The following is an 11,781-nucleotide window of genomic DNA, read 5'->3' on the forward strand; positions in this document are numbered from 1 at the left end:
GGAGGCGAAATAATGACGAAGGTTCTTGTACTCGGTGGCTACGGTGCCGTCGGGATTCCCCTGATGAAACAACTCGCGAAGGTCCCCGAAATCTCCGCGTACTCTGCCGGGCGTGATCGTGCCCGCGCGGACGTCGTCGTTGATCTTAAAGAACCAGGCGCGTATTCGGCTGCGGTTCGAGACTTCGATGTCGTGGTGAATGCCTCGGGTTTCGAGGATGTTCGCCTGGCAGAAGAAGCGGTACGCGGTGGGGCGGCATTCGTCGACATCACGGCAACCTCGAGCTACTGCGAAGAACTGGAAGCGGTCGACGGCCCAGTTCTGATGGGCGTCGGATTGGCACCGGGATTGACCAGTGTCCTTGCCGCCGAAGCGCATCGACTCGGCGACGGACCCGTGGACATCGTGATCGGCCTCGGCGGCGGAGAACTACACGGACCGGCCGCGACGGCGTGGACGTACGGGATGTTGGGAACGAGGTTTCCCGATCCCGACGGGCGATCGATCCGGAACTACGCCGGGCTGAAGACGTTTCGGATGCCGGCGGACGCGACCGGCTACCGCACCGGTCCTGCTGTGCGGGCCGATTTTTCGGACCAACATGCCCTGACGCGCGACCTTGGCGTACCGGTGCGGACGTACCTGCGATTGGACACGTCCACAGCGACACTCGGGCTTGCAGCCATGACGTGGGCGCCCGCCCTCCAGAAGGTTGTGCCGAAGAAGCTGTGGGGTTCGGATCGTTGGGTTGCGATGGCCCGAACGGATACCGTTCCGGCGCTGTGGGTTTCGGGGCGTAGCCAGTCGGCCGCGACGGCAACCATCGCCGCGCGTGCCGTGCAGGTGATTCGAGACCGTGCAATCTCGAAGCCGACGTGGTTTCACGCGGTGGAGACCGCAGAGTCGTTACAACTGGCAGTTCCGGAACTGTCAGTGCGGCAATGGGATGGTGCGAATTGGATGTCCGGCAAGACTGTCGACTAGTCGTGGTGATCCGAGAAACGGCAATCCGGCGGCCGCATTGGTGAGACAACCGGGTACGACGGCGCGGACGACATGCAAGCCAGCGCGGAGAACATCAGCAGTGGTGAGGTCGACCCATGCCGGCCTGAAACCCGAGCCTGTCAGTGCGCTTTCGGTGTCGATGGGTGACGTCAGAGAGTCGAGGTCCACCTCGCCGACGACGGCACCTGCCAGCTCACTCTCGAATCGTGCTTGGATCTCCGGGTCCAGGTGGAGCTGCAAGTGGCACCCGTAATCCATCACGTCGGCAAAGTCCGATCGGTAGGCGCCTGCATAGCTTCGGTCAGCTCGCCACGGCGCAAGCGGGCTGGTCGGGGAGGCCGCGGCTCGACCGATGCCGCTCTCCGGGTTGTCGTAGTCGGCGGAAAGCAGTTGCAGCTGAAGCGCTTCGCCGAGCGACTTGAAAGCAGCCGTCTGCGCTTCTTCGTGGCAGGCGGTACCCATGGTCGAGTATCCGGTGAGTCGGTCGTGGACGAGGGCGCCGAGCACCGGGATGCCGAAATCGCTGTCGAATGACAACCACCTGGTCGAGAGGCTGCCGTGATTGCCCAGGCGGCGAAGCACCTCGGGGATGCCGGTGACTATCCGAACGCCGCGTCTTCCGGTCCAGGAAAGCGTCATCGCGTCGCGCTCGACTATCTCGCGCAATGCATTCCGTATCGCGAATTCCGTCGTGGGACCGGCAGCGAGACCCGCCTGCGCTACTGGAGAGATCGCCGGACCCGTCCGGGCGACGAAATGAGGATACGAACCCCAGACGAGTTCGGCCGGTACCCAGATATCCGAACCCGTGATCAGGTCGACTCCGCGAGTCCAGTCCAACTCGAGATCGTCGGTTGGTTCGACGAACGGGAACTGTGGCCGCGCGTACTGGGCGGCGTCGAAACGCGCGAGTTGTGACAGGTCGATGCTTGCTCCGATCAATGCATCGGCCGACCCGCGGACGATCGGTTTGGCGACGATGTTCCCGCAATATCGTTCCACCGCTTCGCCTATCGCAGCTGCGGTAGGCCGCGCACGGTCACCCAGATCGAAGCAATATCCGGCGCCCGCCGAGTCGCTGGACCAGGGTGAGAAGCGTGCCGAGTCGGAGGCATACGAGTGAATCAGCTTGAACTCCGGCGGAAAGTGCTGGGGAACAACGGCGTCGACCAACTCTCGAATGATCCCAGTTCGGCGGTCGACGAGCAAAGACCTCATGCGAGAGGGACCGGCAGATGCAGATGGGTGGTCGATGCGCTGGTCAATCTGCTACCTCCAAGAAGGGGAAAAGCTGCCGGCGCATTGTTGTAGAGGCCGGGAGACAGGACGCGGACGACGTGCAACCCGGCAATCGAGATGTCGCGGGTGGTGAGATCGACGGAAATCGGTTGGTACCCTCGAGACGTCAGAAGGGCTACCAGAGAAGCAAGATTCACAGGATCTTCGTCGGGAATCTCTGATACCGAGCGTGTTTCGGTGTAATCGAAGAGATGCTCTTCCGCTGCCCCAGCCATCACGGGGTCGAGATACAGCTGGGCGACGGTCGGCAGATCGACGACGTCCTTCCACTGCGCATCGAACTCGTCCCGGTAACGACGGTCGGCCCGAAAGGGTTTGTACAGGTGCGCCGGCAGCGTTCCGTCCGCCACGCTGCGCCAGGTCGGCCCGTCGGGGTCGGCGAGGTCGATCGTGATGGCAAGTACGGCGTACGCCTCGACAAGGGCCTTCGAGACTGCCGCCTCCACCGTTGGTCGACAAGCTGTGCCCAGCGCGACCAATCCACGTCGGTCATCCCGGATCCACACTGCGGCGACGGGAATGCCGAAGGGGGAGGGGAGCAGAAGCACTCGAACGCTCCGAGTGTCGCTCTCCAGATCCCCGAGTTGGCGGTGCACAGGTAACCGCTCCCAGTCGGCGAGTTCGATTGCCGGCTGTGACCGGTCCCCGCACCACCACAGTGCGGTGGCATCGCGTTCGAGAAGTTCCAGCAGAGCTGACATCTCGGCCTCGGCGCGTGAGCGTCCCGCGGCGATTCCGGCGTACTGCAACGACGCGATCGGTGGTTCGCCGCGACGGGTGCCGGTGTAGTACCCGAGATAGGTCAGGGCGGCTGGCACATAGGTGGGCACTTTTTCGTCCATGGTGTGACCCAGCGCCCAGCGGATTTCCAGAGCCGATGTGAAGGGAACAAAGGGGAATCCGGGAAGGCGGTACTGGTCCTCGCTGTACAACGCAAATTTCGCGGGATCGACGACCCGTGAGCCTGCCAGTTCCAGCGCTGACGCACTGCTGCGGATCAGATCTTCGGGGACTACGTTGCCGCAATATCTTTCGACAGCCTCACCGGTTGCAGCACCGCGAGCTGCTGCGTCGTCGCGTATCGAAGCCCCGAATCCGTAAGGGTCCGCGCGAAACAGTGAACCGCTGCCGCCGAAGTTTCTGGTGTCGGCCACCCTCGCGGCCCAACCGACCCAGCCTGTCGGCATGTCCGAGCGAATGTGTGGTTCCAGTGAGGTCAGCACGCCGCTTCGGGCGTCGACCAGCAAGTCATCCACCGGCAGTTCCTCCGAGTATGGGCAGGGTCAACGACCCGGAAAATGATTGGTGCAGTGCGGTACTGCGTGTTCCTCGATAGCGATCACCGTCTCCGAGATTGCGTGCGAGCCGTGGGAAGTCCGAGCCGGCGATCCGCAGCGTCAAGACATCACCCGCGCGCACAGTGTGGAGCACGGGATCGAGATCTATGGTCAACGTGCCGGAGCAAAGGCTGACGCCCGCGCCACGAGCGATCGATCTCGTGACTCGAGTGGGATCGACGACGCTCAGTTCGGCGATCCAATCGGCTTCGCCCTGGGGTGAATGCACTGTCAACTCCACCGAAGGCATTCCCGACAGCACACACTCGACCTCCATGTCGAAAGTCCAGACAACACAGTCGTTTCGGCCCTCGTCTGCGTGGTGCGTGAAGTTGAAAGGCGCCGTCCTCGGGTCTGGTTCGAGACGAATCCGGTTCGCACCCGTGACGTACGGTTCGGTCGACCATTCGCCGGCACCCCGGTCGAATACCCGATTGATGGTCACGGGCCGCGCCGAGAATATCGATTCCATCCACTCGACCTGAAGGCGGCCGAAACTTGTCTCGCCGACCCTTCCCGGGCGGAGGTCGTGCGCCCAGGGGCCCACGATCAAACTCTGCGGCCCGCGCCACACGGATGCGAAGTGCCGCAGTGTCTCCCGAATCATCGCATCGTCCCAACCGCCGATGTGCAGCCCGGCGACGTCGAGTTCGGAGAGTTCGTCCGCGGACACCAGATCATCGCCACCGAAGTCTTCGCGCTCGCGAGCGCGACGGATCGGCGTCAACCAGCCCGGTGAATCGGAGGTCAGGCCAACATCCTCGATCATCGACTGCACCGGGAGATGTTCCAGCAAAGACGAATCCGAGCGCATCAGGGCAGGGATGAAACCCTCACGAGAGGAAGACGAATCTCCGTGCTCGCCCCACCACGCCAGATGCTCGGCGAGGAGAAGTATCCCCGAGGGATCACGTTTGACGCGGTCGCTTCCGATGGTCGGCACTTTGGAGACGACGCCGCGAGCACGAAATGCCCGATCGGCGCCGTTGGTCTCGGCAGTAAACGCCCACGCAGTTCCGGCCGCATACGAAGCCCCGCTTGCGATGACGCACTCGGGTGTCCACGGCTGATCCTGCAGCCACTCGGCAAGGGCGGCGGCGTCCTCGCGCTCGTGAACGTAGGGTTCCCAAGATCCGGTGGAATCGTGCCGTCCACGTACGTCCTGACAGATGAAGGCAATTCCTCGTGATCGCCATTCGAGCCCCTCGGCCAGATGCCACCCGCGTCCGTACGGGGTTCGGATCACGATCAATCCTCGAGGTGAAGAATCTGGGAGAAGCACATCCGTAGCCAGCGAAGAGCCGTCTGCTGCCGGGATCTTCACTCCGAGTGAGATCACCGGAGCGTCGGCGAAGGTTCGAGAACGCCGCCTGGCAGTGGTAGCACGGGATGTCGAGTCATCATCAGGGTTCGTGGATTCATCCGGATCTGGTGGTGAAGGTGTGATTGCGGTGCGCCGTAAGAACTAGCCACGACGTCCGAACATGCAAGTGCACTGACCATTGCGGCTGTGGTGGGTGAAAGTCCAAGCGGACGACGTTCACTGTCGGCGAGGTGGTTCCACAGCGCCAGAAGGTGATCCGGTACGCGTGACGCGGCTAGCCGTCGACCGCAGACGTCCCGGTAGCTCGCGCTGTCGATGCCGTCGAAGAAGGGACCGATGCAGATCTCACCCAGCTCTGCGTGGACGCGTTGCCACGGAGTTCGGCTGTGGCGGCACCAGGTATCGAGTTCCGACCACGCGTCGTGAGGAGGAGCGTCGGCAACCGACAGTACGAGGTCCGAAGACGCAACGTCGTCTTCGATTGGCGCAGTGGTGGATACGACGTCGAGATCCGGAAGAGCCTTGGAGAGCAGAGCGATGCAGGCATCGGCAACGGGTCCGACCCCGTCCATCAGCACACGCTGTGGACCCGGAATCTCGGGCACTTGACCTGGAACAGCCAGCACGCCGCGAGAGGCGAGAGCGTCGGCGATCTCGATCGCTCCCGGGCCGAGCACCGAACCAGAGCGCCTGAGAAAGTTGTCGAGTTCCGCGAGGTCTTCGGCCGGCGCACCGATCGTGACTGCGTTCTCGTCCGGTGTCAGGTAATGCCAAACACCGTCCGGTGTCGGATACAGCTGGTGTCCGTCGGCGAGGGCGTACACGGATCTCCTTGTCGGTGCCCGCACCCGACGAGTCGGATGCGGGCGGGGTCATCGGCAGATCAGGCCGTCGAAACGGTCTGGATCAGGGAAGGTTTCAGCTCTGGAAGCTGAACGGGTTGTCGACGAGGGCGTTGGTGCCCACACCCTGCAGAGCGTGTGCGGACGTCGCCTCGGCAACCGGCTCGAAGGTGAACGGGTTGTCGACGAGGGCGTTGGTGCCGACGCCCTGGAGTGCATTGGCCGGAGCCGAGTTGGAGACGCTGTCGAACGAAATGTTGCTCATTGTCATCCCTTCCGTAATGGAAACCATTTCCATTACGATGCCACCGTACGAAAGATCGCCACGGAGAGCAACAGGTACAAGAGAGTGCATAGATGAGCGAGACCTCGACGACGGGATCCGCCGAAGCGCAACCACATGTGTTTCGGGACAGATCGTTTCGATTGTTCTTCACGGCTCGCACGATTGCCGTGGCCGGTGCGGCCGTCACCGGAGTGGCAATGCCGATTCTGGTGTTCGACATCAGCCGGTCTCCGTTTCTCACCTCGCTCGCGGCTGCGGGGACGGTTCTGCCGTACCTCGTGTTCGGCTTGTTCGCGGGCGCCGTGGCAGACCGAGTCAACCGGCGGACGGTCATCCTGTGTGCGCAGGCCGTTGCTGCTCTTGCCTTGGCGAGCATTCCGGCGGCGCAGGCGCTCGGTGTGTTGACGGCATGGCACGCGGTCGGCGTATCGATGTGCATCGGAACGTGTTTCGTGTGGTTCGATGCCGCAGCTTTCGGAGCCTTGCCTGCCCTGGTCGGTCGGCAGAGAATACCGGCCGCCAACAGTGCGCTGTGGACTTCCAGCACGCTCGTCGATGTTGCCTTTCCGGCTATTGCCGGAGTGCTCGTGGCGTCGATCGGCCCGGCCTACGCATTGGGTGCCGATGCACTGGCCTACGTATTGGCCGGGCTGGCCATGGCGTCGATCGGAGCCTCGTTCTCGAGTATTCCTGCGGCGCCGAAGAAGTCGGAACCCGGAATTGCGCGTGACATACGCGAAGGCCTCAGCTTCCTCTGGCAGTCTCCGCTCCTGCGAGCCTTGACCGGCGTCGGCTTCGTCAATTCGCTGACGCAGGGTGCTGTCACGGCGCTCCTGGTGGTGTACGCGTCCGGGAGGCTGGGGATTTCGACGTCGAGTCCGATGATCGGGGCCGTGTGGACAGCAGTCTCCGTGGGTGGCGTGGTCGGCGCAGTCTTGCTCCCACGCCTACCGGCGCAATGGCCGGTCGGCGCGATCACTGTCGGTGCGTTGACCATCGCCCCGGTGGTGCTGTTCGTCGTTGCGACAACCAGCAACACCGCCGCAGCGATCACCGCTCTGACCGTCTACTCCGGCTGTGCGACTGTCACCATCCTCAACGGCATCGGTGCACGTCAGCGTCTGACTCCGGATCGTCTACAGGGGCGCGTGAACACCACGGCGAGGATGGTCGCCTGGGGTGGTTCGCCGGTGGGTGCCTTGATTGCCGGGGCAATTGCAGGACGTTGGGATATCGGCACCGCCTACCTCGTTGCGTGCAGCTTTGCGCTGGTCGGGGCACTCTTCGCGTGGGTGAGCGCCCTGCGGACCGATCCTTGTCCGCACAGATGAGCATGTCACTATTAATGAAAACGACTGTCGTTATGGTTAGATCCACCTGTTCATGCCTGTGAACCCCACCTCTTCAGGAGTGCGATGACGCTGACCAGCGAAGCAGTACCTGATGCCCCGTCGCGTGCGCATCCCGTCGGCGACCGCGGATACGTCCCGTTTCTGTTGGCCACGGCCGTGGTCCTTGCCACCGTCTCTACCGTCGCGGTGTGGTCGGGCGCTGCGTCGCTGTCCTTCGCCGACGTATTCGCGGTGTTGTACGCGCACGTCGGTGGACCGCCGGTCGACCCGCTGCTCGATCGGATCGTGTGGGGACTGCGGGTCCCGCGCATTCTGATCGCGGCACTGGCAGGTGCCGGATTATCACTGGCCGGCGCGGTACTGCAAGCGTTGGTGCGCAATCCGATTGCCGATCCGTACATCTTGGGTGTCGGTTCGGGAGCGTCCTTCGGCGCAGTGCTGATCATGACGACGGGCATCGGAACCGGTCTGTCGATCGGTGTTCCGGTGGCAGCCTTCCTGGGGGCCATGGTTTCCCTGATCGCGGTTCTCGTACTGGGTCGGCGCGAGGGAATGCTTGTCCCGCTGCGCATGGTCTTGGCCGGAGTTGCCATCGGCTATCTGCTTTCGGCTGCAACAAGTTTTGTGCAGTTGCGCGCCGATCCGAGTCAGCTTTCGGGAGTGCTCTTCTGGTTACTCGGTTCGGTGAGCGGGGCAGGTTGGTCGGATCTCGGTGTGCCCGCCGCGGTGATCACCGTCTGTGCGGCAGTGCTGTTGACGCAGTCTCGCCAACTCAACGCGCTGGCTATGGGAGACGAGAGCGCGCAATCGGTGGGCGTCGACGTGCGCCGTACCAGGTTGCTACTACTGGTGATCGCGTCGTTGCTGACCGCGGTTGTTGTATCCGTTGCCGGCGGAATCGGTTTCGTGGGGCTTCTCGTGCCGCACGCCGTACGACTCCTCGTCGGATCCGACCACCGCAAGCTGCTGCCGGCAACCGCGCTGGTCGGTGCAACCTTCCTGGTGATCGTCGATCTTGCGGCTCGGATGTTGGATGCGCCCAACGAATTGCCGCTCGGAATCATCACCGCCGGATTGGGTGCTCCGTTCTTCCTCTGGTTACTTCGACGCGACGGAGGTGCGCAGTCATGAGATTGTCGGCCAGCGGGATTCACGTCGTTCGAGGTGGGCGTCTGGTGGTTTCCGGCGTAGATCTCGAAGCGCCCGAGGGGAGCGTGGTCGGACTCGTCGGGCCGAACGGCAGTGGAAAGTCCTCCCTCCTGCGCGCGTTGTACCGCTCGATGAAGCCGAGAAGCGGAATCGTGAAGGTCGACGAAGTGAACGTGTGGGACGATCTCTCGCCACGATCCGCAGCACGCATCATCGGTGTTGTGGGGCAGGAGCATTCATCCGACTTCTCGTTCAGCGTCCGCGAGGTGGTGGCGACGGGCCGGACGCCGCATCACAGCGCATTCTCTCGACTCGGTGAAATCGACCGGGACATCGTCAGTGCCGCCCTGGCGCGAACCGGTATGCACGGCTTCGGATCACGACTCTTCGCCGAACTGTCCGGCGGAGAAAAGCAGCGTGTGATGTTGGCCCGGGCGATCGCTCAACAACCTTCGGTGCTGGTCTTGGACGAGCCCACCAACCACCTCGACATCCGAGCTCAACTCGAATTGATGGAATTGGTCGCCGAACTCGGTACTACGACGATTGTCGCGATCCATGAACTCGCTTTGGCCGCAGCGTATTGCGACTACGTCTGTCTGCTCTCCGGCGGGGTAGTTGTCGCGACAGGACCAACGGCTGAGGTCCTCACCGAGGACCTGCTGTCCGAAGTATTCGGGGTTCAGGTGCATCTCGGCACTCACCCCTTGACCGGGCGTCCCTTGCTCTCGTTCGCCCCTCCGCTCCTACACACGAAAGAAGCAGTGTCTTGAAATCCTCGATACGTACTGCCGCGCTGTTGTGCTCGGCCGTTACTGCCACTGCGGTACTGACCGCATGCGGAAACTCCACGGCGGATTCGGCGGCGTCGTCGTCCGAGAAGATTTCCGTCACCAATTGTGACCGCGAGGTCACGTTGCCCAAGACGGCGGAGCGGATTGTCTCGCTGTATCCGTCGATGACGGAGCTTCTGATTCAACTCGGTGCCGCCGACCGCATTGTCGGACAATCGAATACCGATCTCTCTCCTCCCAGCCCCGAACTCGCGGATCAGTTCGCGGCCGTGCCGGTACTGAGCACCGGAGTTCCCGCGAAAGAAGCATTGCTCGACGCCCGTCCGGATCTGATCGTCTCCGACGGGGAATACTGGTTCGACGGTGACCGACTGCAGAGCATGGACGAATTGCGTGACCTCGGCATCCCGATCTTCGTGAACAGCGGCTATTGCCACAAGGCGGTCACCGAGGGGCGGATCGACGACGTCTGGTCCGACATCGACGGTCTCGGTGCCCTGACCGGAACAAGTGACGAAGCAGCAACACTTCTGGCAGATGGCAAGAAGTCGCTCGCAGCAACCGAGGCATCCGTGGCCGGGAAGGAGCCGGTTGCCACTGTGATGGTTCAGGTTTCGGAGGGGCAGTCCTACGCTCTGGCGAGGGGCCTCTACAGCAGCGTGCTCGAGGCGGCCGGGGGAAAGAACCTCTACGAGAGCGACCTTCCGGATGGGAAGTACTTCGGCCAGGTAGCCACCGAATCGATACTCGCGAAGTCGCCGCAGGCAATTCTTGTCGTTTACTCCACCGAGTCGGCTCGGGAATCCACACTCGAGGCTGCCCGCACGGCATTTGCCGGGACGCCTGCCGCGACGTCGAATGCGATCTTTGCCGTTCCGGAGGCGTGGTTCGCCGGTGAATTGGTGTCGATCGACGGAGCTGCCGAGGTATCTCGCCTGCTGCACCCGGGTTCGTGAGGTCTTGACCGCCCTCGAGCGGGTCGAGGCCGTCGTATCGCTGCATGCTGCGCTTGACCGGACGGTGGCTCCGTCGGAGCTACCGTTCGACGAGGGCGCACTGCCCCCGGTGACGCCTGAGTTCGTTGAATTACCGGCGCCGACGCCACTGCCGGCCCAGGACTTTCCGGATATCTTGCAGGCACGACGGAGCCACTACAACCCAGCGCAAGATGCTTTGGGAATCGATGAACTTTCAAATGTGCTGCACCACAGTCTGGTCAGCAGCCCGACGGCCGGTGGGATGCGCGAACTGACGCTGTCGTTTGTTGTCAGCCATCCCGGACCCTCGCTTGGAGCCGGGGTGTACCGGTACATCCAGGAAGGCCGTGCTGAGGCCGTTCGGCCGGGTGACGTACAAGGAAACCTTCGAGCGAGCCTTCTCCAGCCCGAGTTCGTCGACGTGTTCCCGGTTCTTCTGTTTGTGGTCGCCGACGTGGAAGCGCCGCTCGAGAAGTACGCGATGCGGCACTACCGCACGATGCACGTGGATGCCGGTGTGCTGGTTCAGAATCTGTACCTTGTGACCGAGGCGATGGGACTTGTGGGCTGCGCCATCGCAGGATTCACGGATGCCCGAGTGGCATCTCTGTTGAATCTCGCGACGACGCAGCTTCCCGTCATGGCTTTTGCACTCGGGCGGCCCAGCTAGTTCAGGCGAGGATGCGCGCCTTCTGGGTCTCGAACTCGGCCTCCGTCAATACGCCGGCATTCTTGAGTTCGCCCAGCTTGGTGAGCTGTTCGAGCTTCGCATCCATCGACATTTCCGATTCTGCCGGAGGTGCCTGCGGCGGGAGGGGCGGTAGATCGGGAATCGGCGGCACCGGCTGGACCTGCGCTGCGCGGGCCTGATCTTCGGCAGCCCAACGGGTCCGCTGACGGCGCTGAACATTGCCGTGAATGGAGCTTGCGACGGCTACCCGGCCGGCTCGCCTCAAGAAACTCATGCGTCCTTCTCCGTGGTATCCGGTGCGGTGTTGTCCAGTGCAGCAGCCAGTTCGTCCACGCTCAGGTGACCTTCGGTGACAACCTTTGCGCCGCTGCGGGTCCAGGCCTCGATGACCGGCAGTATTGCCAGTTCCTCGTAGACGAGTACGGCGGCAACACTTCCGGCAGCCAACTCTTCACCAACGGCAGCGATGTCGCCGGCGTCGAGCAGTCCGGAGGCAGCGCCGTCGAACTGCGCCAGATCGAAATCTGCGAGTTCGAAGGTGGACGCGGGTACGACGGATACCGATCCGTCGGCGGCTTTGGTGACGAACTCGAGGTCGAGGATGCGGATCACTCCGGAGTCGACGAGAGTGAGCAGCTGCTCGAATCCCGCGGAGGTCGGTGCACCGCTGGGAAACTCGACGGCAACGTATTCGATCGGACCGAATTGGTCTTGGTTGGACATCG

At 62.9% G+C, this 11,781-nt stretch carries 13 protein-coding genes; 6 read left to right on the forward strand and 7 right to left on the reverse strand.

Annotated elements, in window-relative coordinates; all coding sequences use genetic code 11:
- The first annotated feature begins 12 nt into the window (after positions 1-12).
- On the forward strand, positions 13-984 hold the full coding sequence (locus RA302_RS00595; RefSeq protein WP_166501597.1) for a sugar nucleotide-binding protein: 972 nt from the start codon (positions 13-15) through the stop codon (positions 982-984).
- On the opposite strand, the gene RA302_RS00600 is transcribed toward RA302_RS00595, so the two are convergent.
- The 5 genes from RA302_RS00600 to RA302_RS00620 form a co-directional block, all read right to left on the reverse strand.
- Entirely contained in the window at positions 931-2,223 is a 1,293-nt protein-coding gene (locus RA302_RS00600) for a YcaO-like family protein (RefSeq protein ID WP_113683415.1), read from the reverse strand. The two genes, RA302_RS00595 and RA302_RS00600, sit on opposite strands and share 54 nt — an antisense overlap.
- Positions 2,220-3,560, reverse strand: a complete 1,341-nt coding sequence (locus tag RA302_RS00605) for a YcaO-like family protein (protein ID WP_113683416.1) — start codon at positions 3,558-3,560, stop codon at positions 2,220-2,222. The genes RA302_RS00600 and RA302_RS00605 overlap by 4 nt, the downstream gene beginning before the upstream one ends.
- Positions 3,553-4,980, reverse strand: a complete 1,428-nt coding sequence (locus tag RA302_RS00610) for a CocE/NonD family hydrolase (RefSeq protein WP_070796733.1) — start codon at positions 4,978-4,980, stop codon at positions 3,553-3,555. Before RA302_RS00610 ends, RA302_RS00605 begins: the two co-directional genes overlap by 8 nt.
- Complete coding sequence (locus RA302_RS00615; RefSeq protein WP_166501598.1) at positions 4,977-5,789, reverse strand: hypothetical protein; 813 nt, start codon at positions 5,787-5,789, stop codon at positions 4,977-4,979. Before RA302_RS00615 ends, RA302_RS00610 begins: the two co-directional genes overlap by 4 nt.
- A 94-nt stretch (positions 5,790-5,883) precedes the next feature.
- Positions 5,884-6,072: a streptamidine-related RiPP repeat protein gene (locus tag RA302_RS00620; protein WP_003943543.1), complete on the reverse strand. Its 189-nt coding sequence runs from the start codon at positions 6,070-6,072 to the stop codon at positions 5,884-5,886.
- A gap of 92 nt (positions 6,073-6,164) precedes the next feature.
- On the opposite strand from RA302_RS00620, the gene RA302_RS00625 reads away from it, so the two are divergent.
- From RA302_RS00625 to RA302_RS00645, 5 genes are all read left to right on the forward strand, one after another.
- A complete protein-coding gene (locus RA302_RS00625; RefSeq protein ID WP_166501599.1) occupies positions 6,165-7,424 on the forward strand; it encodes an MFS transporter in 1,260 nt (419 codons plus the stop codon).
- An 84-nt stretch (positions 7,425-7,508) separates the two neighbouring features.
- The gene (locus RA302_RS00630; protein WP_019746312.1) at positions 7,509-8,576 is read left to right on the forward strand and encodes an iron ABC transporter permease; all 1,068 of its coding nucleotides are present in this window, start codon (positions 7,509-7,511) and stop codon (positions 8,574-8,576) included.
- Positions 8,573-9,367 (forward strand): ABC transporter ATP-binding protein, encoded by a 795-nt coding sequence (locus RA302_RS00635; protein WP_020968054.1) that lies wholly within the window; start codon positions 8,573-8,575, stop codon positions 9,365-9,367. Before RA302_RS00630 ends, RA302_RS00635 begins: the two co-directional genes overlap by 4 nt.
- The gene (locus RA302_RS00640; protein WP_020968055.1) at positions 9,364-10,344 is read left to right on the forward strand and encodes an ABC transporter substrate-binding protein; all 981 of its coding nucleotides are present in this window, start codon (positions 9,364-9,366) and stop codon (positions 10,342-10,344) included. The genes RA302_RS00635 and RA302_RS00640 overlap by 4 nt, the downstream gene beginning before the upstream one ends.
- Positions 10,345-10,348: 4 nt before the next feature.
- The gene (locus RA302_RS00645; RefSeq protein WP_166501600.1) at positions 10,349-11,035 is read left to right on the forward strand and encodes a SagB family peptide dehydrogenase; all 687 of its coding nucleotides are present in this window, start codon (positions 10,349-10,351) and stop codon (positions 11,033-11,035) included.
- Between the two features lies 1 nt (position 11,036).
- On the opposite strand, the gene RA302_RS00650 is transcribed toward RA302_RS00645, so the two are convergent.
- Positions 11,037-11,330: an SHOCT domain-containing protein gene (locus RA302_RS00650; protein ID WP_020968057.1), complete on the reverse strand. Its 294-nt coding sequence runs from the start codon at positions 11,328-11,330 to the stop codon at positions 11,037-11,039.
- Positions 11,327-11,779: a DUF6325 family protein gene (locus RA302_RS00655; RefSeq protein ID WP_070384763.1), complete on the reverse strand. Its 453-nt coding sequence runs from the start codon at positions 11,777-11,779 to the stop codon at positions 11,327-11,329. The genes RA302_RS00650 and RA302_RS00655 overlap by 4 nt, the downstream gene beginning before the upstream one ends.
- Positions 11,780-11,781 lie beyond the last annotated feature (2 nt).

The organism is Rhodococcus sp. DN22 (assembly GCF_036669995.1).
Taxonomy (GTDB): domain Bacteria; phylum Actinomycetota; class Actinomycetes; order Mycobacteriales; family Mycobacteriaceae; genus Rhodococcus_F; species Rhodococcus_F erythropolis.

Bases quoted from the DNA above. Each gene is read 5' to 3' on its own strand.
- RA302_RS00595 (WP_166501597.1), top strand. From the start codon at position 13: ATGACGAAGGTTCTTGTACTCGGTGGCTACGGTGCCGTCGGGATTCCC.
- RA302_RS00600 (WP_113683415.1), bottom strand. From the start codon at position 2,223: ATGAGGTCTTTGCTCGTCGACCGCCGAACTGGGATCATTCGAGAGTTG.
- RA302_RS00620 (WP_003943543.1), bottom strand. From the start codon at position 6,072: ATGAGCAACATTTCGTTCGACAGCGTCTCCAACTCGGCTCCGGCCAAT.
- RA302_RS00625 (WP_166501599.1), top strand. From the start codon at position 6,165: ATGAGCGAGACCTCGACGACGGGATCCGCCGAAGCGCAACCACATGTG.
- RA302_RS00630 (WP_019746312.1), top strand. From the start codon at position 7,509: ATGACGCTGACCAGCGAAGCAGTACCTGATGCCCCGTCGCGTGCGCAT.
- RA302_RS00635 (WP_020968054.1), top strand. From the start codon at position 8,573: ATGAGATTGTCGGCCAGCGGGATTCACGTCGTTCGAGGTGGGCGTCTG.
- RA302_RS00650 (WP_020968057.1), bottom strand. From the start codon at position 11,330: ATGAGTTTCTTGAGGCGAGCCGGCCGGGTAGCCGTCGCAAGCTCCATT.
- RA302_RS00655 (WP_070384763.1), bottom strand. From the start codon at position 11,779: ATGTCCAACCAAGACCAATTCGGTCCGATCGAATACGTTGCCGTCGAG.